General features: G+C 72.1%; 19 protein-coding genes. 5 read left to right on the top strand and 14 right to left on the bottom strand.

Features of this window, described 5'->3' with window-relative positions; genetic code table 11:
- Positions 1–52: 52 nt before the first annotated feature.
- From OG322_RS28475 to OG322_RS28460, 4 genes are all read right to left on the bottom strand, one after another.
- Positions 53–1,081: a 6-phosphofructokinase gene (locus OG322_RS28475; protein WP_124283848.1), complete on the bottom strand. Its 1,029-nt coding sequence runs from the start codon at positions 1,079–1,081 to the stop codon at positions 53–55.
- Between the two features lie 118 nt (positions 1,082–1,199).
- Complete coding sequence (locus OG322_RS28470; RefSeq protein WP_123470074.1) at positions 1,200–1,898, bottom strand: response regulator; 699 nt, start codon at positions 1,896–1,898, stop codon at positions 1,200–1,202.
- Entirely contained in the window at positions 1,895–3,112 is a 1,218-nt protein-coding gene (gene macS / locus OG322_RS28465) for a MacS family sensor histidine kinase (protein WP_123470076.1), read from the bottom strand. Before macS ends, OG322_RS28470 begins: the two co-directional genes overlap by 4 nt.
- Positions 3,113–3,144: 32 nt before the next feature.
- Complete coding sequence (locus OG322_RS28460; RefSeq protein ID WP_241199941.1) at positions 3,145–3,918, bottom strand: lysophospholipid acyltransferase family protein; 774 nt, start codon at positions 3,916–3,918, stop codon at positions 3,145–3,147.
- A 282-nt stretch (positions 3,919–4,200) separates the two neighbouring features.
- Between OG322_RS28460 and OG322_RS28455 the strand changes: the two genes are divergently transcribed.
- The 3 genes from OG322_RS28455 (at position 4,201) to OG322_RS28445 (ending at position 6,667) form a co-directional block, all read left to right on the top strand.
- Positions 4,201–4,980 (top strand): alpha/beta hydrolase, encoded by a 780-nt coding sequence (locus OG322_RS28455; protein WP_329307186.1) that lies wholly within the window; start codon positions 4,201–4,203, stop codon positions 4,978–4,980.
- Positions 4,973–5,653 (top strand): hypothetical protein, encoded by a 681-nt coding sequence (locus tag OG322_RS28450; protein ID WP_329307185.1) that lies wholly within the window; start codon positions 4,973–4,975, stop codon positions 5,651–5,653. The genes OG322_RS28455 and OG322_RS28450 overlap by 8 nt, the downstream gene beginning before the upstream one ends.
- An 82-nt stretch (positions 5,654–5,735) precedes the next feature.
- Positions 5,736–6,667, top strand: a protein-coding gene (locus OG322_RS28445) for an IS5 family transposase (protein ID WP_266411293.1) whose coding sequence is annotated in 2 segments (ribosomal slippage) — positions 5,736–6,083 and positions 6,086–6,667 — 930 coding nt in all. Because the reading frame shifts where the segments join, the coding sequence is not laid out codon by codon here.
- A gap of 15 nt (positions 6,668–6,682) precedes the next feature.
- Here OG322_RS28445 and OG322_RS28440 read toward each other — a convergent pair.
- The 6 genes from OG322_RS28440 to OG322_RS28415 all read right to left on the bottom strand — a co-directional run bounded on the left by OG322_RS28440 (position 6,683) and on the right by OG322_RS28415 (position 11,716).
- The gene (locus OG322_RS28440; RefSeq protein WP_329307184.1) at positions 6,683–7,444 is read right to left on the bottom strand and encodes an endonuclease/exonuclease/phosphatase family protein; all 762 of its coding nucleotides are present in this window, start codon (positions 7,442–7,444) and stop codon (positions 6,683–6,685) included.
- A gap of 82 nt (positions 7,445–7,526) precedes the next feature.
- A complete protein-coding gene (locus OG322_RS28435) occupies positions 7,527–8,468 on the bottom strand; it encodes an ROK family glucokinase (protein ID WP_123470088.1) in 942 nt (313 codons plus the stop codon).
- 73 nt (positions 8,469–8,541) lie between these two features.
- Positions 8,542–9,000, bottom strand: coding sequence for a DUF5304 domain-containing protein (locus OG322_RS28430; protein WP_123470090.1), 459 nt, complete (start codon positions 8,998–9,000; stop codon positions 8,542–8,544).
- A gap of 94 nt (positions 9,001–9,094) precedes the next feature.
- A complete protein-coding gene (locus OG322_RS28425; RefSeq protein WP_123470092.1) occupies positions 9,095–10,333 on the bottom strand; it encodes an ArsA family ATPase in 1,239 nt (412 codons plus the stop codon).
- Between the two features lie 4 nt (positions 10,334–10,337).
- Positions 10,338–10,787, bottom strand: coding sequence for an SRPBCC family protein (locus OG322_RS28420; protein WP_123470095.1), 450 nt, complete (start codon positions 10,785–10,787; stop codon positions 10,338–10,340).
- A 122-nt stretch (positions 10,788–10,909) separates the two neighbouring features.
- A complete protein-coding gene (locus OG322_RS28415; RefSeq protein WP_329307183.1) occupies positions 10,910–11,716 on the bottom strand; it encodes a metallophosphoesterase family protein in 807 nt (268 codons plus the stop codon).
- A 279-nt stretch (positions 11,717–11,995) separates the two neighbouring features.
- Between OG322_RS28415 and OG322_RS28410 the strand changes: the two genes are divergently transcribed.
- Positions 11,996–13,792, top strand: a complete 1,797-nt coding sequence (locus OG322_RS28410; RefSeq protein ID WP_123470097.1) for an AMP-dependent synthetase/ligase — start codon at positions 11,996–11,998, stop codon at positions 13,790–13,792.
- Between the two features lie 96 nt (positions 13,793–13,888).
- On the opposite strand, the gene OG322_RS28405 is transcribed toward OG322_RS28410, so the two are convergent.
- Positions 13,889–15,031 (bottom strand): glycosyltransferase family 4 protein, encoded by a 1,143-nt coding sequence (locus OG322_RS28405; protein WP_124283851.1) that lies wholly within the window; start codon positions 15,029–15,031, stop codon positions 13,889–13,891.
- Positions 15,032–15,132: 101 nt separating this feature from the next.
- Here OG322_RS28405 and OG322_RS28400 point away from each other — a divergent pair, with 101 nt between their 5' ends.
- Positions 15,133–16,365, top strand: a complete 1,233-nt coding sequence (locus OG322_RS28400; protein ID WP_123470101.1) for a glycosyltransferase family 87 protein — start codon at positions 15,133–15,135, stop codon at positions 16,363–16,365.
- Here the strand turns inward: OG322_RS28400 and OG322_RS28395 are convergent.
- The 3 genes from OG322_RS28395 to OG322_RS28385 all read right to left on the bottom strand — a co-directional run bounded on the left by OG322_RS28395 (position 16,322) and on the right by OG322_RS28385 (position 19,887).
- Positions 16,322–17,575, bottom strand: coding sequence for a hypothetical protein (locus OG322_RS28395; protein WP_185095693.1), 1,254 nt, complete (start codon positions 17,573–17,575; stop codon positions 16,322–16,324). The genes OG322_RS28400 and OG322_RS28395 overlap by 44 nt on opposite strands.
- 17 nt (positions 17,576–17,592) lie before the next feature.
- Positions 17,593–18,624: a C40 family peptidase gene (locus OG322_RS28390; protein WP_123470105.1), complete on the bottom strand. Its 1,032-nt coding sequence runs from the start codon at positions 18,622–18,624 to the stop codon at positions 17,593–17,595.
- Between the two features lie 237 nt (positions 18,625–18,861).
- The gene (locus OG322_RS28385) at positions 18,862–19,887 is read right to left on the bottom strand and encodes a C40 family peptidase (protein WP_123471456.1); all 1,026 of its coding nucleotides are present in this window, start codon (positions 19,885–19,887) and stop codon (positions 18,862–18,864) included.
- Positions 19,888–20,024 lie beyond the last annotated feature (137 nt).

The following is a 20,024-nucleotide window of genomic DNA, read 5'->3' as shown; positions in this document are numbered from 1 at the left end:
AATATAAGGCCGCGGGCCCCGGTGCGCCGACCGGGGGTCGCCCGGCAGCCCCTCAGCCGAAGAAGACCCCCGCCTCGGCGTAGAGCGCGGGGTCGACCGTCTTGAGCCGGGCGGTCGCCTCCGCGATCGGCACCCGCACGATGTCCGTGCCGTTCAGGGCGACCATCTTCCCGAAGTCGCCGTCGTGCACGGCGTCGATGGCATGCAGGCCGAACCGGGTGGCCAGCCAGCGGTCGAAGGCGCTGGGAGTGCCGCCGCGCTGGACGTGGCCGAGGACGGTGGTCCTGGCCTCATTGCCGGTGCGGCGCTCGATCTCCTTGGCCAGCCATTCGCCGACCCCGGAGAGACGGACATGGCCGAAGGAGTCCTGCGAGCCGTCCTTGAGGACCATCTCGCCCTGCGCGGGCACGGCCCCCTCCGCGACCACCACGATCGGGGCGTAGCTCGCCCGGAACCGGGAGGACACCCAGGCGCAGACCTGGTCGGTGTGGAAGCGCTGCTCCGGGATGAGGATGACGTTGGCGCCGCCGGCCAGTCCCGAGTGCAGCGCGATCCACCCGGCGTGACGGCCCATCACCTCGACGACGAGGACGCGCATATGGGACTCGGCCGTGGTGTGCAGCCGGTCGATGGCCTCGGTCGCGATGCCGACGGCCGTGTCGAAACCGAAGGTGTAGTCGGTGGCGGAGAGGTCGTTGTCGATGGTCTTGGGAACGCCGACGCAGGGGATGCCGTGCTCGTCGGACAGGGTCGCCGCCACCCCGAGGGTGTCCTCGCCGCCGATCGTGACGAGTGCGTCGACCTCGTATCTGCCGAGGTTGTCCCGGATCCGGCGGACACCGTGCTCCGCCTTGAGCGGGTTGGTGCGCGAGGAACCGAGGATGGTGCCGCCGCGTGGCAGAATGCCGCGCACCGCCGGGATGGAGAGCGGGACCGTCACACCCTCCAGCGGTCCGCGCCAGCCGTCCCGGAAGCCGATGAAGTCGTAGTCGTACTCCTGCACGCCCTTGCGGACGACGGCACGGATGACCGCGTTGAGCCCGGGGCAGTCGCCGCCCCCGGTCAGTACTCCGACCCGCATGGAAGTATCCCTTCGCCGAAGTGAGCCACCCCCCATGCACAGGTCAGCCTAAGGGTGATTCAGGTCACTCCGGGATGGGTCGGACGGTCAATTCCCTTGCAATTCTCCGGAATTGATCTCAGATGTCGTCGAGTCCCCGCTCGATGGCGTACCGCACGAGCTCCACCCGGTTGTGCAACTGGAGCTTGCCCAGGGTGTTCTGGACATGGTTCTGGACGGTGCGGTGCGAGATGACCAGCCGTTCGGCGATCTGCTTGTACGAGAGTCCCTTGGCGACCAGCCGCAGCACCTCGGTCTCCCGGTCGGTGAGCTCCGGGGCCTTCGGCTCGTCGGACGCCACGGGTGCGGGTTCGGAGGCCAGCCTGCGGTACTCGCCGAGCACCAGCCCGGCCAGGCCGGGGGTGAAGACCGGGTCACCGGCGGCGGTGCTCCGGACCGCCTCGGTCAGCTCCTGGGTGCTCGCCGACTTGAGCAGATAGCCGGTGGCGCCGGACTTGACCGCCTCCAGCACATCGGCGTGCTCGCCGCTCGCGGAGAGCACCAGGACCCGTAGCCCGGGGTGCGAGCCGACGAGCTCCTTGCAGACCTGGACGCCCGGCATCCCGGGCAGATTGAGGTCGAGGACGAGGACGTCGGGGCGGACGGCCCCGGCCCGACGGACCGCCTGCGGGCCGTCGCCCGCGGTCGCCACCACGTCGAAACCGGACTCGGCGAGGTCACGGGCGACGGCGTCGCGCCACATCGGGTGGTCGTCGACCACCATCACCCTGATGGCCGGCCGCTCTTGCGCCGCACCCCGGTCGTGCTCTGCACTCATCGGACTGAACCCGCCTTCCCCCGTGGAGTCTTCGGAACCCTCAGTTCTACCTCGGTGCCCTGGCCGGGCACCGAGATCAGCTCGGCCGTACCGCCCAGTTCGGCCAGCCGCCCGCGTATCGACAGGGCGACGCCGAGGCGCCCCTCGCCCTCGGCCTGGGCGAGCCGCCCCTCCGGGATGCCCGGCCCGTCGTCCCGGACCGTGACGATCACCTCGTCCGGCCAGTCCTCGACCAGGATCCAGGCCCGGGCGCTGTGCCCCGCGTGCACCCGGACATTGTCCAGGGCGGCGCTGACCGCGGCCGCCAGCTCCGTCGCCGCCGCGGGCGCGAGCAGCACCGGGGCGCCGGGCTCCGCGAAGCTGACCCGGGAGCCGGCGTGCGGGGCGAGCAGGGAGCGCAGATCGGTCTCGCCCGGCGCGTCGTCGTCCGTCTCGACGGTACGCACCACGGCGCCCTCGGCGGCGTCCTCGGAGACCCGGGTGGGCGGCACCAGGCCGCTGGAGACCAGGGTGCGCAGGGCGACCTCCTGCTCCCCGGCCATCCGGCCCAGCTCGGCGGCCTCGCCGCCGATCGCCGTACCGCGGCGCTGCACCATCGCCAGGACCTGGAGCACGCTGTCGTGGATGTCGCGGGCCAGCCGTTCCCGTTCCCGGGTGGCGGCCTCGATCTCCAGGGCGCGGGCGAGGGTTCGCTCACTGGCGCGGGCCACCTCGACGACGTAACCGATCGCGATGGAGGCGACCCAAACCAGCAGGACGTTGTGCAGGGTGTCGCGGCTGGGTTCGGCGCGCTCGATGAGGTTGGCGACGGCGACGAAGCTGGAGGCGAAGGCCGCCCAGCGCCAGCCGCCCTTGATCGCGAAGGCCAGGACGGAACCCGCGGTCCAGATCGACGGCAGGGTCGGACCGTCGACGTGCTGGGCCTGGAAGTCGGCGAGCGGGGTGAGGAGGATACCGGCGAGGGCGAGGGCGAGGTCGGCGCCGAGGAAACGCTTGGTGCAGGCCACCGCGCCGGCGACCTTCGGCAGGGTGGCGAGCGTCCAGACGGCCATGACCGTCAGGAAGGCGACGGCCACCCACGGCCGGTCGTACTTGTCGCGTCCGAAGACGGCGAGCAGGATCGCGTAGAGCATCGTCAGAATGCGGTACGCGGTCAGGGCACGCCACAGCGGCTGCTCGACCGACATCCGCACGACCCGCACGCGCTTGGCCATCATCTTCTCCCCCCGCACGGACCGGCGCGCGCTCAGGCGCCGTCGCGGTCCTCGTCCGTACCCCGCTGCTCGTCCCGGCCGTCGGACGCGGCCCGCTTGGCGGCCTCCGAGCGCTGCTTCGCCTCGTCCGCGATCTGCCGCTTGGCGGCGGTCGCGTAGATGTCTACGTACTCCTGCCCGGAGAGCCTCATGATCTCGTACATCACCTCGTCGGTGACCGAGCGCAGGATGAAGCGGTCGCCCTCCATGCCGTGGTACCGGCTGAAGTCGAGCGGCTTGCCGATCCTGATCCCCGGGCGCAACAGCTTGGGCACCACCTGGCCGGGCGGCTGGATCTTCTCCGTGTCGATCATCGCGACGGGGATCACCGGCGCCCCGGTCGCGAGCGCCACCCGGGCGAGCCCGCCGGGCTTGCCCCGGTAGAGGCGGCCGTCGGGCGAGCGGGTGCCCTCCGGGTAGATACCGAAGAGGCCGCCGCTCTCGATCACCTCGATGCCGGCCTTGATCGCCGCCTCGCCGGCGCCCCGGGCGCCCGAGCGGTCCACCGGGAGCTGGCCGACGCCCTTGAAGAAGGCGGCGGTCAGCTTGCCCTTGACGCCGGGCGCGGTGAAGTACTCGGCCTTGGCGATGAAGGTGACCTTGCGGTCCAGGACGGCGGGCAGGAAGAAGGAGTCGGAGAAGGACAGATGGTTGCTCGCGAGAATCGCGGGTCCCTGCGCGGGAATGTTCTCCAGGCCCTCCACCCACGGCCTGAACGCGAGCTTCAGCGACCCGCCGATGGAGAACTTCATAGCGCCGTAGATCAACTCGGGTGCCTCCTGTGTGCTGTCCGGCAGGCCTCAGGGTCTGCCCGGCGGCTCGGAGCCGCGGTCGCGACGTCCGGCACGGCGCCTCACCCTGTCCGACTGCGATCCCCCGGACAGACCCTAACCCGTACCGCCGTCCGTGCTCCTGCCCGGCACGGCCCGGGGTACCCGGCCCGTGCCGGTGACGGCCCTGGTCGGTGTCGGCCCGGTCGCGTACGGTGAAGTAATCCTTCTGCACTCCCCCTTTCGCTCCCCTCCGAGCCTCACGAACAGGAGACCCCGGTGCCGGTCCTTCCTGGAGCCGAGCCGTTCCGCCACGAGGGCGGAGAGGTCGGCGTCCTCCTCTGCCACGGATTCACCGGCTCCCCGCAGTCGCTGCGCCCCTGGGCCGACTACCTGGCGGCGCGCGGGCTGACGGTCTCGCTGCCCCTGCTCCCGGGGCACGGCACCCGCTGGCAGGACATGCAGGTGACCGGCTGGCAGGACTGGTACGCGGAGGTGGACCGGGAGCTGCGGTCGCTGCTGGAGCGGTGCGCCCAGGTCTTCGTCTTCGGTCTCTCCATGGGCGGCGCCCTCTCGCTGCGGCTCGCGGCGAAGCACGGTCACGCGGTCCAGGGCCTGGTGCTCGTCAATCCGGCCAACAAGGTGCACGGTCTCGCGGCGCACGCGCTGCCGGTCGCCCGTCATCTGGTGCCGACGACGAAGGGCCTGACCAGCGACATCGCCCTGGCGGGCTCCGAAGAGGTGGGCTACGACCGGGTGCCGCTGCACGCGGCGCACTCGGTACGGAAGTTCTTCCGGCTGGTCGACGCCGAACTGCCCCAGGTGACCCAGCCGATCCTGCTGCTGCACAGCCCGCAGGACCATGTCGTGCCGCCCGCCGACTCGGCCCGGATCCTGAGCCGGGTCTCGTCCACGGAGGTCGAGGAGATCCTCCTGGAACAGAGCTACCACGTGGCGACGTTGGACCACGATGCGGAGCGGATCTTCGACGAGAGCTATTCGTTCATCGGCCGCCTCGCTCCGAGCGTCGGGAAGAAGGGGAGCACGTCCGGTGGCTGAGCACGACGCGGATCGCGCGGGCAGCGAGGAGGAGCGCGAGCCGCTCCCCGCCGAGGGAGCGGCCGTCCCCGATGACGGCGGCGCACCCCCGTCGGAGGCCCCGGGCCTGGCCCAGGGCGGCGACGGGGAGCGGCCGGTCGACGAGGACGCCGTCTGGAAGGCGATCGTCGCGGGGTACGGCGACGAGCCGCCGGACCCGCCGGGTGCGAGGCCGTTCCGGTCCATCGAGGATGTCGCGCTGCTGGAGGACGGTCCGCTGTCCGCGCTGGACCCGGACAAGGGCATCGGCAAGCGGCCGCCCAAGCCGCCGGAGAAGCCGCTCGGCAGCTCGGTGGTGTTCGCCCCCGGCGTCGGGGGCGGCCCGCGCGACTACGAGCCGGCGGAGCCCGCAGCGGGTGACACCGACGACGGGGACGACAGCGGCGAGGGGCACTTCGTGCCGCCGGAGCCGCCGCCGCTGCCGGAGGCCGATGTCACGGCGAAGTTCGCCTGGCTCGCGGTGGTCGGCGGACCGGTCCTGCTGCTGCTCGCGGTGCTGCTCCAGTGGGAGATGACCTGGTGGCTGACGACGATCTGCGTCGGCGGCTTCCTGGGCGGCTTCGTGACACTGGTGGCGCGGATGGAGCACGACGACGAGGACGGCGACGACCCCGGCCGCGGCGCGGTGGTCTGAGCACGGGATCTCGCGGACACGGCCTAGGTCCTGTTTCTCGGATCTCCTGACCTGCGAGGGGTGTTGGGGCCAGGCTGGGTTCATGGGCCGTGGGGATCTGACGAATGCGGAGTGGGATCGGCTGGAGTCGTTCCTACCTCCTGGTGGTACGCGTGGAGGTCGGTGGAGCGATCACCGCCGGGTGATCAACGGGGTTCTCTACCGGGTGCGGACCGGCGTGCAGTGGCGGGATCTGCCGGAGCGATTCGGGCCATGGGAGACGGTCTATAAACGACATCGTCGCTGGTCAGCCGATGGAACCTGGCAGATGCTGCTGTCTCGCATCCAGGTAGCCGAGGACGCCGAGGGCGGCATCGACTGGGACGTGTCGGTGGACTCGACAGCCGTGCGAGCCCACCAGCACGCCGCCGGTGCGAGGAAAGCGCCCCCGGCCGCCGTCCCTCAAAGGGGGGCCAAGTGGGGGACGAACCAGGTCGATCCGGTACTGCGGAGACTGACCATCCGCCTGGAGGAGGTGGTCAGGTCGGCGAATGTCTGGGACGTTCCCGCGGAGGATTCACCACCAAGATCCACCTCGTTGCCGAGGGACGATGCCGGCCCCTCGCCTTCGTCCTGACACCCGGACACTACGGAGACGGACCCCAGCTCGAGCGGGTGCTGGAACAGGTTCTGGTGCCGCGAGCCGGAGTCGGCCGGCCACGCACCCGGCCCGACCATGTCTTGGCGGACAAGGCCTACACGTCCCGGAAGAACCGCCGCTACCTGCGACGACGCGGAATCCGGCACACCATCCCCGAACGTCTCGACCAGCAGAGACACCGCAAGAACCGAGGTTCACGCGGCGGTCGGCCTACCGGTTTCGACAGCGAGCTCTACAAGAAGCGCAACACCGTCGAACGCACCATCAACCGCCTCAAAGGCTTCCGCGCCGTCGCGACCCGCTACGAGAAACGCGCCTACATCTACCTCGGCACCGTCACACTCGCAGCACTCATGATCTGGCTCCGTACATGATCCGAGAAACAGGACCTAAGACGCACCGGCCGCGGGCACCCGCAGCACGGCCAGCACCGGCAGGTGGTCGCTCGCGGCCAGCAGGTCGCCCTCGGCCACGCCGGGCAGCCCGGCCGGGACACCGCAGCCGAGCACCTCGATGCCCCGGGTCGCGAAGACCGCGTCGATCCGCTTGCGCGGGTCGTGCGGCGGGAAGGTGTGCTCGCCGCCCCGGGGCTGTACCGTCCAGCAGTCCTGGAGCCGCCCGGCCAGCCGGCGGAACGCCTGCCCGCTCGGTACGTCGTTGAGGTCACCGCCCACCACGGCGTGTTCCACCCCCATCGCGTCCAGCTGGCCGAGCAGCGACTCCGCCTGGGCGAGGCGCTCCTCCCGCTGGAGGCTCAGATGGCAGCTCAGCACTCCGAGCCGGGTGCCCGCGATCCGCACGACCGCGGTGGCGAAGCCCCTGCGGTGCAGTCCGGGGGTGAGCGGCAGCAGGACGTCCTCGGTGCGCTCCACCGCGGCGCGCAGTGAGCAGAGCAGCAGCGGTCCGGCCGCGGTGGCTCCGCCGCCGAGGACCACCAGATCGGTGGCGGCGGCGAGCCGGGCGGCTCGCTTGCGCCAGCGGAAGAAGCGCGGCGCCTCCTGGACCAGGACCAGATCGGGTGCGCAGGCGCGGATCACCCGGGCCAGCGCCGCACCGTCGTCACGCATCGACCGGATGTTGTAGCTGAGCACTCTGATGACGGCCGAGCCGTCCTGCTCGGTACGGGATTCTGGCAGCGACATCATGGCCATGCCGCTCACGATACGGCGGACGCCCGCCGCTCCCCGAGAGGGGCGCGACGGGCGTCCGGCATGTCCGTGGTGGCTGGGTGGATCAGCCCTGCCGGGCCAGGTCCGCCGCGCCCACCAGTCCGGCCTTGCCGCCCAGTTGGGCCGCGAGAACCTGGGCGTGCGGACGCCACTCGCCGCCGATCAGCCAGCGCCGGAACGACTTGCGGATCGGGTCGAGGACCAGTTCGCCCTCGTCCGAGACGCCGCCGCCGACGATGAAGGCGGACGGGTCGAAGAGCGAGGCGAGGTCGGCCAGTCCGGCACCGGCCCAGCGGGCCAGCTCGCGGAACGAGTCGACGGCCACCGGGCAGCCCTGCCGGGCGGCCTCACTGATGTGCTTGCCCTCGATGCCCTCGACCGTGCCGTCGCCGAGCGACAGCAGGATCGTGGCGTTCTCGGGGGTGGCGTTGGCCCGCTGCTTCGCGTACCGGACGAGCGCCCGCCCGGAGGCGTACTGCTCCCAGCAGCCCTGGCTGCCGCAGCCGCAGAGCAGACCGTCCGGGACGACCCGGATGTGGCCGAACTCGGCGGCCACGCCGAAGCGTCCGCGGCGCAGCTTGTTGCCGATGATGATGCCGCCGCCCAGCCCGGTGCCGAGCGTGATGCAGATGACGTCCTCGTGGCCCTGGCCCGCGCCGAAGCGGTACTCGCCCCAGGCAGCCGCGTTGGCGTCGTTCTCGACGACCACCGGGAGGCCGACGCGCTGCTCGACCTTGTCCTTGAGCGGCTCGTGCCGCCAGTTGATGTTCGGTGCGAACAGCACCGTGGCACGCTTGTCGTCGACGTATCCTGCCGCGCCGATGCCGACGGCCTCGACCGGGTGCCCCTCGCTCGCGCCGGACACCGCCGCCGCGATCGCGTCCACGATGCCTTCGGCCGTCGGCGGGGTCGGCACCTTGAAGGTCGAGAGGATGTGGCCCTCTTCGTCGACCACTCCAGCTGCGATCTTCGTGCCGCCGATATCGACGCCGATGGTGAGTCCCATGAATCCCTCAGTTTCGGTCGAGCCCCGCTGGGGCAACCGTACCCGAGGCCGGGCCCCGCCCCGTCGGCGCCGGTCAGTCCAGGTCGATCTGCTCGCCGGTGCCGGGCCCCTCGTCGCGGGGGTCGGTGGCGTCGTCCGCCTTCTTTTCGGTGCCCGCGGGGTCTCCCGCGCCCTGGGTCCAGCGGCGTTCCTGACCCTCGACGGCGGAGCGGTAGGCGGCGAGCAGTTCGCCGCCGGCTGCGGCAATGTGGTCGAAAACGTCTGGATTGCGTTCGATGACGGGTTCGACCGCGGACTTCGCCTGCTTGATGACCTGCTGCACCGCGCCCTGCGCCGCCATGCCGAACAGCGGCGACTGGAGGGAGGAGACCTTGTCGGCCACCGCGTCGATCAGCTTGCGCAGCTCCTCGGCCGCGGAGCCGGGCGGCGGTCCGTACTCGGCACGGCGGCGGGCCTTCTCGGCGGCGAGGTCCTCGGCGCAGGCCTGCGCCCACGCGTCGTCGTCGACGGGACGATCGGTGGCTTCGCTCATGGCGGACTCCTGCGACGTGATGGCCGGCGGCCCGGCATACGGGACCCGTACCTACGACGTTACCCGAACGGTGACAGGGCGGGCCGTGAGCCGTTCAGCTCGTCCTGGGCCACAGGTCCGGGTCGGGCGTGAACCGGACGCGCAGCACCCCGTCCGTGAGCGCGGCGCCGGAGACGGTGCAGCGGCGCAGCGCGGACTCCAGGGGCACGATGCGGTGGAACGGGCCGACGGTGAGCAGGAGTTCGCTGCCGCGGCGGACCAGCTGGAGGTCCTTCTTGACCGCTCCGGGCAGCCGCAGGCACCAGACCAGTATTCCGTCCGGGCCGTCGGCCCCGTCCGGCGCGCCGGATTCCTCGATCCACCAGGGATCCTCGGCACGGCCCGGGGCCCGGCCGTCCATGGGCACGTCGAGCGTGTCATCGGTGCCGGTGGGACCGGAGGTGCTGGTGAGACCGGTGAGGTCGTCGGGGCCCTGCGGGTCACGGCCCAGGTGCGGCACCTCCACCGGCGGGGCTTCGGCGGCCCACTCCTCGCGCCAGTGGTCGAGGCACTTCTCCTGCTGTGCGGCGAGCGCCGCGAACCAGGGGTCCGCGGAGTGCCGGGGCAGCACCCGGTTGGCCACCAGCGCATCGACGCGCAGTCCCTGCAGGGCGAGTCCGGTCCGGGCGGTGCGCAGCGCGTCCTCGGCGGCCGGGCCCGGTTCGGCGACCAGCCGGAGTGTGGTGGCCCGGTCCTCGATGAGTGCCTGGACGGCGGCCAGTTCGGCGTCGCGCCGGGCTGCCGCCTCGTACAGCCACTGTGCGGGCATGGGCACGCCGGCCAGCTGGGCGAGCATCGGGCGCAGGGCGCGTGCGGCCTGGCGCTCCTGGGGCAGCAGCCGGCGCAGATAGCGGCGCAGCTGTTCGGGCAGGGCCAGTACGGCGAGGGCTTCACGCAGCGGCGGCAGGTCGACGACGAGGAGGTCGTAGCCGTCGCGGGACCAGTCGCCCCGCGCGGCGCGGCGCAGGCTCTGCAGGAGGGCGAGCTGGTCGCTGCCGGGGAGTTCGGTGAGCTCCTCACCGTCCAGCTGGTTGCCGCCGAGCAGGCCGAGCACACCGGACAGCTGGTCCTGGAGGGCGAGGAGTTCGCCGCGGAAGTGCTCCGCGGAGTCGGTCCGGACGGACCACAGGGTGTCGGTGACCTGTGCGGGCTCGGTGGCCGAGGGGAAGCCGGGTATGGCGTCCGCCGAGATCAGCAGGGTGCGGGCGCCGCGGCGGGAGCCGGCCAGCGCGGTCGCCGCCGCGACGGTGGTACGGCCGGAGCCGCCGGGGCCGGTGACCAGGACCGTACGCACCCGGTCAGGCCTTCGGGACGGACTCGACGCGCTTCTTCAGGCCGGCCAGGGCGCGGTCGATGATGACCTTCTCCGCCTTGCGCTTGATCATTCCGAGCATCGGGATCTTGACGTCGACGGTCAGCCGGTAGGTGACCTCGGTGCGGTCGCCGTCGCCGAGCGGGGCCAGTGCGTAGGAGCCGTCGATGGCGCGCAGCATCTGGGACTTGACCAGGGTCCAGCTGACCTCGTAGTCGCCGATCCAGGTGTACGCGAGGGTGTGGTCGTCCTTGATCGCCCCGGCGTCGAGGACCAGGCGGACCTTCTCGGCGCGGCCGCGGTCGTCGGAGGCGAGCACCTCGGCCTCCTTGACCTCGCCGGTCCATTCCGGATAGCGGTCGAAGTCGGCGATCACGCCCATGACGTCGGCCGGTGCCGCCTCGATGGTGATGCTCGAGCTGGTGTGTTCAGCCATCGCTGTGGCCCTCCAGTGCGGTGTACCGGTCGGTCGGCAGAGGCCTGCCGCCAGAAGGCTATCGCGTGTGCGCCGTGCCTCGGCCCAGGGCCTGCCGGGACGCCCGGTGCGGCCGGGCCCGGTCACCACTCCAGCGCCCACGGCCTGCCGGTCGAGGCGAAGTGGCCGACGTTCACGCACTCGGTGGCGCCGATCCGCATCCGGCGGACCAGGGGCTGGTGGACATGGCCGAACACGGAGTACCGGGGCCGGGTCCGGCGGATGGCGTCGAGCAGGGCCCGGCTGCCGCGTTCGAAACGGCGCGCCACGGTGTCGTACGTCAGCTCCGGGACGTCGGGCGGGATGTGCGTGCAGAGCACGTCGACCTCGCCGACCGCCTCGATCTTGGCGGCGTACTCCTCGTCGCTGATCTCGTACGGGGTGCGCATCGGGGTCTGCAGGCCACCGCCGACGAACCCGAAGACGCGGCCGCCGATCTCGACGCGTTCGCCGTCCAGGACGGTGGTTCCGGGGCCGGCGTACTCGGGCCACAGGCCGGGGATGTCGACGTTGCCGTAGGTGGCGTACGTCGGGGCGGGCAGCGCGGCGAACATCTCGGCGTACTGCTTGCGCACCGCCGAGACGATCGCGGCGTCGCGGTCCACGCCCGCCCACAGGCCCCGGCCGAAGTCCCGGGCCTCCTCGAAACGGCGTTCGGTGCGCAGGGCGACGATCCGGTCGGCGCTCTCCACCCCGAAGAGTTCCGGGAAGATGCCGCGCGAGTGATCGGCGTAGTCGAGGAAGAGCACCAGGTCGCCCAGGCAGACGAGGGCGTCGGCGCCGTCCCCCGCGCGGGCCAGCGCCTCGGTGTTCCCGTGCACGTCGCTGACCACGTGAATTCGGGTGCGCCGCCCGGCGGCGGCCCCCCGGCTGTTCGGTCCGGCTCCCATGACGATCACCCTAGGACTCCGGCGTCCGCCTGGGTAGAGGCCACCGGACCTGCGGTTACTTCCAGGGCCCGGCCGGGGTGCACTACTGTGCGCGAAAGGCCCGCCTCTATGTGTGACGCGTAAGACATCTGGCCGGAACCCCCTATCCGGAACCGAGTACTGGTGGGTAACGTCCGGGCAGTCCAGTCGTGCTCACCCCACTGAGCACCCGCCATCTTGGACCGCAGCCGGTGCGTCACACAGAGCCGTGGCACCGGAGCCCGATGAGGAGCAGCAGTCTTGCGCGAGTTCAGCCTTCCGGCCCTGTACGAGGTCCCCGCGGACGGCAACCTGACGGATCTCATCCGCCGCAATGCCGCTCAGCATCCCGATGTCGCGGTGATGAGCCGCAAAGTGGCGGGCGTCTGGACCGACGTCACCGCCACGCAGTTCCTGACCGAGGTCAGAGCCGCCGCCAAGGGGCTGATCGCCGCCGGTGTCGAACCCGGCGACCGGGTCGCCCTGATGTCCCGCACCCGCTACGAGTGGGTGCTGCTGGACTTCGCGATCTGGAGCGCGGGCGCCGTCACCGTGCCGGTGTACGAGACCAGTTCGGCCGAGCAGGTCCAGTGGATCCTCGGCGACTCGGGCGCCGTCGCGGTCCTGGTGGAGAGCGACGCGCACACCGAGGCCGTGGCCTCCGTGCGCGACCGGCTGCCGGAGCTGCGCCATGTGTGGCAGATCGACAAGGGTGCGGTCGGCGTGCTCACCGCTTCGGGTACGGAGGTCTCCGAGGAGACCGTGGATCTGCGCAGCAGGAGCGCCAAGGCCGACGACCCGGCCACCATCGTCTACACCTCGGGCACCACCGGACGCCCCAAGGGCTGTGTGCTCACGCACCGCAGCTTCTTCGCGGAGTGCGGCAACGTGGTGGAACGGCTCAAGCCCCTCTTCCGTACCGGCGAGTGCTCCGTCCTGCTCTTCCTGCCGGCCGCGCACGTCTTCGGACGGCTGGTCGAGGTCGCCTCCGTGATGGCCCCGATCAAGCTCGGCTGCGTACCGGACATCAAGAACCTCACCGATGAACTGGCCGCGTTCCGGCCGACCCTGATCCTCGGGGTGCCGCGGGTCTTCGAGAAGGTCTACAACTCGGCGCGCGCCAAGGCCCAGGCCGACGGCAAGGGCAAGATCTTCGACAAGGCCGCGAACACGGCGATCGCCTACAGCCGCGCGCTGGGCACACCGCAGGGTCCGTCCGTGGGCCTGCGGTTCAAGCACAAGGTGTTCGACCGGCTCGTCTACAGCAAGCTGCGGGCCGTGCTCGGCGGACGCGGCGAGTACGCGATCTCCGGCGGTGCGCCGCTCGGCGAGCGGCTCGGGCACTTCTACCGCGGGATCGGCTTCACCGTCCTGGAGGGCTACGGCCTGACCGAGACGTGCGCGGCCACCGCGTTCAACCCGTGGGACCGCCAGAAGATCGGCACGGTCGGCCAGCCGCTGCCCGGCTCGGTCGTGCGGATCGCCGACGACGGCGAGGTGCTGCTGCACGGCGAGCACCTGTTCTCCGGGTACTGGAACAACGAGGTGGCGACGGCCGAGGCGCTGGCCGACGGCTGGTTCCACACCGGCGACATCGGCACCCTCGACGAGGACGGCTATCTCGCGATCACCGGCCGCAAGAAGGAGATCATCGTCACGGCGGGCGGCAAGAACGTCGCTCCCGCCGTCATCGAGGACCGCATCCGCGGGCACGCCCTGGTGGCGGAGTGCATGGTGGTCGGCGACGGACGCCCGTTCGTGGGCGCGCTGGTGACGCTGGACCAGGAGTTCCTGGGCCGCTGGGCCGAGGAGCACGGCAAGCCGGTCGGCTCCACCGCCCTGTCGCTGCGCGAGGACCCGGAGCTGCTGGCCGAGGTGCAGCGGGCGGTCGACGACGGCAACGCCGCGGTGTCCAAGGCCGAGTCCGTACGCAAGTTCCGCATCCTGGCCGCCCAGTTCACCGAGGAGGCGGGCCACATCACGCCGTCGCTGAAGCTGAAGCGGAACGTGGTGGCGAAGGACTTCGCGGACGAGGTCGAATCGATCTACCGCTCCTGACCGGGGCACCACCAAAAGGGGCCGCCCGCGCATCTCGTGCGGGCGGCCCCTTCCGCGTGCACGGGCCCGGAGGCCGCCGGGTGGCCCGACGCCCGCTCAGAGCAGCGCCCTGAGCTTCTCCGCCAGCAGGTCCCAGCGCCACTTCTCCTCGACCCAGGCGCGGCCCCGCTCCCCCATCCGCCGGCGCAGCTCCGCGTCGCCGAGCAGCGCGACGATCCGCTCCGCCGCCTCCTCGGCCGAACCGCCGCGCACCACCCAGCCGGTCTCGCCGTCGAGCACCGCGTCCGGGGCGCCGCCCGAGTCGCCCGCCACCACCGGCAGCCCGGTCGCGGACGCCTCCAGGTAGACGATGCCGAGGCCCTCCACGTCGAGACCGCCGCGCCGGGTGCGGCACGGCATCGCGAAGACGTCACCGGCCCCGTAGTGCGCGGGCAGTTCCGCCCAGGGCACCGCTCCGGTGAACCGCACCGAGTCCAGCACTCCGGTCCCGGCGGCCAGCTTCCTCAGCTCCCCCGCGTACGGTCCGCCGCCGACGATCAGCAGGACGGCGTCGGGCACCTCGGCCAGGATCGCGGGCATCGCGAGGATCAGGGTGTCCTGGCCCTTGCGGGGCACCAGCCGGGACACGCAGACGACGACCGGCCGGTCGGTGAGCCCGAGCCGGGCCCGGACCAGATCGCCCCCGGACTCCGGGTGGAAGGTCTTCTCGTCCACGCCGGGCGGCAGCTGGACCATGCGCTCCGCCGCCGCCGGGGTGAGCGCGGCGGCGATCCGGGACCTGGTGTACTCGCCGAGATAGGTGACGGTGTCCGTGCCCTCGCCGATCCGCCGCAGCAGCTGCCGGGAGGCGGGCAGCTGGGCCCAGCCGGCCTCGTGCCCGTGGGTGGTGGCGACCAGCCGGCGCGCACCGGCCCGGCGCAGGGCCGGTGCCATCAGCCCGAGCGGGGCGGCGGCGCCGAACCAGACGGACGAGCAGCCGTGGGTGCGCAGCAGCTGGACGGCGCGCCGGGTCACCCGCGGGGTCGGCAGCAGCATCGTCGTGCGGTCGCGGACCACGGTGAAGGGCTGCTCGGCGTCGAAGGCGGCGGTGGCCGCGGCGCCCTCGGGGCCGCGCTTCCAGGTGGAGGCGTAGACAACGATCCGGTCCGGGTCCAGCCGGAGCGCCATGTTGTGCAGGAACGCCTGGATGCCACCGGGGCGGGGCGGGAAGTCGTTGGTCACGATCAGGGTCTTGTCCATCGCCGCCGACAGTACCGGGCGGCCCCGCCTCGTGGCTCTCGCACGGACCCGCCGGGCATCATGTCCTGTCGTACCACCGATGGAACGGACGAGGGCGGGACATGACGGGTTCGAGCAGCGCACAACCGGCCTTCGTGGTGTGGGCCCTCACCAGGGCTCTCCTGCTGCTCTGCGTCATCAAGGTGATCACGCTGCCGGGCCCCGACGTGACGAGCGACGTGTCGGTGATCTACCAGGGCTGGTACGACGTGCTGCGCTCGGGCAGCTACCCGCAGTCCGACGTCACCTGGCAGTACCCGCCGCTCGCGGCACTCGCGATCCTCTCCCCCGCCCTGCTGCCGTTCCTGGACTACGCCTCGGCCTTCTTCGTCCTGGCGTTCCTCTGCGACGCGCTGGTGCTGGGTCTGCTGCTGTACGCGGGCCGGGGCACCGCCCGTCGGACGGCCGGGGCCTGGGTGTGGGTCGCGGGGGTGCCGCTGCTCGGTACGACCGCGTACGCCCGGTACGACGTGATGGTGACGGCCGTCGCGGTGGCGGCGCTGCTGGCCGGGGTGCGGCATCCACGGGTGCTGGGGGCGCTGGCGGCGGTCGGGGCGCTGCTGAAGGTGTGGCCGGCGCTGCTGCTCGCCGGTACGGCTCGCGGGCGCCGGACGCGCCTGGCGTGGGCGACCGCGGCCGGGACGGCGCTCGGGCTGCTGGCGCTGTGCGCTCTGGCGGCGCCCGGCGCGCTGGCCTTTCTCGGTTTCCAGCGCGACCGGGGCACCGAGGTCGAGTCGCTGGGTGCGCTGGTCTTCCATGTGGCGCGGCAGTTCGGCTGGCAGGGCCGGGTGGAGCTGCATTACGGCTCGCTGGAGTTCCTGGGCCCGCACGTGCCGCTGGTGAGCACGCTCGCGCTGGGGCTGAGCGTGGTGGCGTTCGGCTGGCTGCTGGTGTGGCGGCTGAAGGCGCGCACGTTCGGTGTGAGTACGCCGGCGGACGCGGCGTTCACCGCGGTGCTGCTGTTCACCACCACGAGCCGGGTGATCAGCCCCCAGTACATGCTGTGGCTGGTCGGTCTGGCCGCGGTGTGCCTGGTCTTCCGGGAGAGCCGGATGACGCTGCCGGCCTGTCTGGTGCTGGCGGCGACGGGCGTCACCCAGCTGGAGTTCCCGCTCGGGTTCGTCCATGTGGTGACGAGCGACGCGACGGGCGTGACCCTGATGTTCCTGCGCAACGGACTGCTGGTCGCCGCGACGCTGATCGCGGGCGGGCGGCTGTGGCGTGACACGGTGACGCGGCCGGCCCCCGAGGTCAGCCGAGCCGGTCCCGAACGTACTCCCGCCAGCGCGCCGTGAAGTCCTGCGGAGTCGTGCCGAGCACCTCGTGCAGGGCCTGCTCCACCGCTCCGTCCCGCCCTGAGTGCCCCCCGACGGCCCGGTAGAAGGCGAACAGCTCCTCCTCGCCCCAGTGGTCGGCGATGAGCTCGCAGGCCAGCCAGCCGCCCTCGTAGGCCTTCGCCAGCCGGTCCGGGTCCTCGGTGAAGCCGAAGTCCTCGTCGATGGGCAGGGCGGCGGGCAGTTCCCCGCGCCGGACGGCCTCCGCCAGTTCGGGCGCGATCTCGGCGGCGGTGCGGTCCCCGTCCCGGTAGGCCGCCCAGTCCGCGAACCCCTCGGAGAGCCAGGTCGGGGTGGCGGCGGAGGTGCGGGTGCGGGTGGCGACATGGGTGGTCTCGTGGGTGAGGACGACGCGCTGCCCGAAGGTGCCGAGCATCGCGTACGCCTTCGGGTTCACGATCACCCGGTCCGCGGGCGCCGTGCCCGAGCCGCCGGTCTCGCCGGTGGTGACGGCCGCTATGCCCCGGTAGTTCGCGGCGGGCGACCCGAGCAGCTCCGCCATGTCCTGCACGGTGTCCGGGACCAGCACCACCACGCGCCCGGCCCAGCGCTCCGGCCAGGCGTCGGAGACGGCGGGAACCGCCCGGTCCGCGGTGGCCGCGATCCCGGTCAGCTCCTCGCGGGGGCGGCCGACGCCCAGCACCAGGCTGTGCGTGCCGCGCACCACCTCGACATCGCCCTGCTGCCAGAGCTGCCGGCCGCCGCCCTCCGCCGGGCGGTCGGCGGTCAGGTACCAGCGGCCGTCCGCCGGGTCCCGTTCCAGGTCGAGGACCCGGTCCACGGAGACCGGCGCGCTGTCGTAACCCTTGATCCGGTAGCCGAGCCGGACCTCGGCGGTGGCCCGGTCCGCGCCGTGCGGCGAGACATCGTCGAGCCGGTACGTCCAGGAGCCGATCGGCATGTCCGCGAGATGGCCGAGCTCCCTGCGCTGCGAGGCCCGCAGATCGGTGGCGTCCCGGGCGACGACCGCGGCATAGGCGTCCGGGTCGTGGTGCAGCACCGCGGCGGCCCGGCGGTCCAGGGTGGCGCGGATATCGGCGGCGGTGGTGTCCGGGACGTCAGTGGCCGGGGCCGAGCAGGCGGAGGCGCACAACAGCGCGGCGAGCACGGCGCCCGCCGCGCGCCGTCGTCCACCACGCGCCCGCTCCGCGGTACGCCCCTGATCAGCCACAGGAACGAGGGTAAGGGTCAGACCCGGGTGACCGAGGAGACGGGCATCATGCCGACGGGGTCGTAGCGGACCGGGGCGCCGGGGTACGGGGCATGGATGACCTGGCCGTTCCCCACATACATCCCGATATGACTGGCGTCCGCGCGGTAGGTGACCAGATCGCCGGGCCGGGCCTCGGAGAGCGGCACCATCCGGCCGGCGTACCGCTGGGCCTGCGAGGTGCGGGGCAGGCTGACCCCGGCCTGTGCGTACGCCCACTGCATCAGCCCGGAGCAGTCGAATCCGAAGGGCCCGCTCGCGCCCCAGACATACGGGCGGCCCAGCGCCCGGTGGACGGCCATGACGGCGGCCGCCGCCCTCGCCGAGCCCGCCGGGAGTCCGGCCACCGTCCCGGCCCCGGTGTCCCGGCCGGTGCGCGAGGCCCGCTCGAACGCCGCCCGGTCGGCGCCGGGAAGTGATTTCAGCAGCCGCCTGGCCTCGGTGAGCTTGCGCACGACGGTCCGCTTGTGGCGGCTGACGGCCGCGCGGCCGCGCTCCAGGTCCGCGAGCGAACCGGCGGCCTCCGCCCGGGTCTGGGCCAGCACCCGCTGGGCCCTGCGGAGTTCGGCCAGGGTGTTGGCCCGGCTGTCGTTCACCCGGCCCAGCACGGCGGCCCGGTCGAGGTAGTTGTCCGGATCGGAGGAGAGCAGCAGGGCGAGCGAGGGGTCGATGCCGCCGGACCGGTACTGCGCACGGGCCGCGGAACCGAGTTCCGTACGCATCGCGTTGACGCGCTCCTGCCCCCGGGCCGCCCGGTCCTGCGCCCGGTCCACCTCACCGCGCAGCCGTCTCACGTCCTCACCGGCCTTGTTGTACTGCTCGGTGGCCTGCTCGGCCTCGGCGTAGAGGCGGTCCACCCGGGCCCCGGCGCTCTGCCGGGTGTCCTGCGGTTCGGCGTTCGCGGTGGCCGCGCCGAGCGTCGCGGCGGCGGTCGCCGCCGCGGCCGACAGGACAGTGGCCCGGGCGCTCCGGTTCAGGCCGGGCTGTGTGGAACGGCGATGGGACACCACAGGACGCCGCACTCCCTTCCGCTGTACGCAGATGTGCGCAGCCCCTGCCACCCGGGGCGGGCGGACCGACACATGGAGCCACGCGGCAGCCAGACAGTAGTCGCGCGATCACGGAGCGAACAAAAGCCGCGCCGGACGGACGGGAGGCACAAACAGCGACGCCCCGCCGGTGACCTGTGGTCTCCGGCGGGGCGGGCAGTCAGTACGGGGCGCGGGAATTCGCCCGTTCGGGCGTGATCAGATGCGCACGGCGGTCTGGTAGCTGCCGACGGTGTTCATCGACTCGAAGCGGACCACGGCACCCGGCTTCGGGGCGTGCAGCACGGTGTTGTTGCCCGCGTAGAGGGCCACGTGCGAGGTGTTGCTGAAGAAGACCAGGTCCCCGGGCTTCAACTGGCTGCGCCCGATCTGGGTGCCCTGGTTGATCTGGGTGTACGTGGTGCGGGTGATCTCGACACCGGCCTGGTGGTAGGCCCACTGGGTCAGACCCGAGCAGTCGAACGAGTTGGGGCCGGTACCGCCGGAGACGTACGGCTTGCCCTGCTGGGTGGAGGCAGCCTGAAGGGCGGCGGCTCCACGGGCGGAGGCGGGGACCTCGCTGCCCAGGTCGACCCGGTCGCCGGCGGAGCGGCTGGCGCGCAGGTCGTCCTCGCGCATCTTCGCGCGCTCGGCGGCGGTCAGGGTGTTGAGCACCTTCTGGGCCTCGGCGAGCTTGCCCTGCTGCTGCTTCTTCTTCTCGCCGAGCGTCTTGCGGACGTCCGCGAGGTCGTTCAGCTTGTCCTGGGCCTCCTTGCGCTCCTGCGCGAGGGACCGCTGCTTCTCCTGGATCTTCGTCAGCGACTCGGCCTGCTTGGCCGTCAACTGGTCCAGCGAGGAGGCCTGGTCGAGGAAGCTGTCCGGGTCCGAGGCGAGGAAGAGCTGCACCGAGGGGTCGATGCCACCCGAGCGGTACTGCGCGGCGGCGATCGAACCGAGCCCGGCACGGAGCGTGTTGAGCTCCTCCTGACCGCGCGCCACCTTGTCCTGCAGCGCGCCGACCTGCTTCTCGAGCTTCTCCTGCTTCTCCTTGGCCCCGCTGTACTGCTCGGTGGCCGCCTCCGCCTCGTGGTAGAGCTTGTCGACCTCCGCCTTGACCTCGCTCTTGGTCGGCTTGGGGTCGGCGTGAGCGGCCTGGGAGGTCAGGGCCACGGCCGCAGCGGCGGTCGCGGTGAGCACGGTCACACGGGTGCGGCTCGGGTTCTTGGGTCGACGGTGGGACGCCACGAAGGCGAGCTCCTTCTTCCTCGAGCCGCCTACCGGGCTGTGGGGGACATGAATCCCCGGCTCCGTGCAGATCACGGACTCGGCGGTTCCTTCACTGCCACCCCGGATGGGTGATCAACCGTGCGAAGGTTCGAGGC

Origin of the sequence: Streptomyces sp. NBC_01260 (assembly GCF_036226405.1) — a bacterium.
Taxonomy (GTDB): domain Bacteria; phylum Actinomycetota; class Actinomycetes; order Streptomycetales; family Streptomycetaceae; genus Streptomyces; species Streptomyces laculatispora.
This window is presented reverse-complemented; position numbering and strand designations above follow the sequence as displayed.

Excerpts from the sequence above, each read along its gene's own strand:
- OG322_RS28405 (WP_124283851.1), bottom strand. The coding sequence starts at position 15,031 with ATGGACAAGACCCTGATCGTGACCAACGACTTCCCGCCCCGCCCCGGT.
- OG322_RS28435 (WP_123470088.1), bottom strand. The coding sequence starts at position 8,468 with ATGGGACTCACCATCGGCGTCGATATCGGCGGCACGAAGATCGCAGCT.
- OG322_RS28470 (WP_123470074.1), bottom strand. The coding sequence starts at position 1,898 with ATGAGTGCAGAGCACGACCGGGGTGCGGCGCAAGAGCGGCCGGCCATC.
- OG322_RS28475 (WP_124283848.1), bottom strand. The coding sequence starts at position 1,081 with ATGCGGGTCGGAGTACTGACCGGGGGCGGCGACTGCCCCGGGCTCAAC.
- OG322_RS28420 (WP_123470095.1), bottom strand. The coding sequence starts at position 10,787 with ATGGCTGAACACACCAGCTCGAGCATCACCATCGAGGCGGCACCGGCC.
- OG322_RS28440 (WP_329307184.1), bottom strand. The coding sequence starts at position 7,444 with ATGGCCATGATGTCGCTGCCAGAATCCCGTACCGAGCAGGACGGCTCG.
- OG322_RS28430 (WP_123470090.1), bottom strand. The coding sequence starts at position 9,000 with ATGAGCGAAGCCACCGATCGTCCCGTCGACGACGACGCGTGGGCGCAG.
- OG322_RS28415 (WP_329307183.1), bottom strand. The coding sequence starts at position 11,716 with ATGGGAGCCGGACCGAACAGCCGGGGGGCCGCCGCCGGGCGGCGCACC.
- macS (WP_123470076.1), bottom strand. The coding sequence starts at position 3,112 with ATGGCCAAGCGCGTGCGGGTCGTGCGGATGTCGGTCGAGCAGCCGCTG.
- OG322_RS28400 (WP_123470101.1), top strand. The coding sequence starts at position 15,133 with ATGACGGGTTCGAGCAGCGCACAACCGGCCTTCGTGGTGTGGGCCCTC.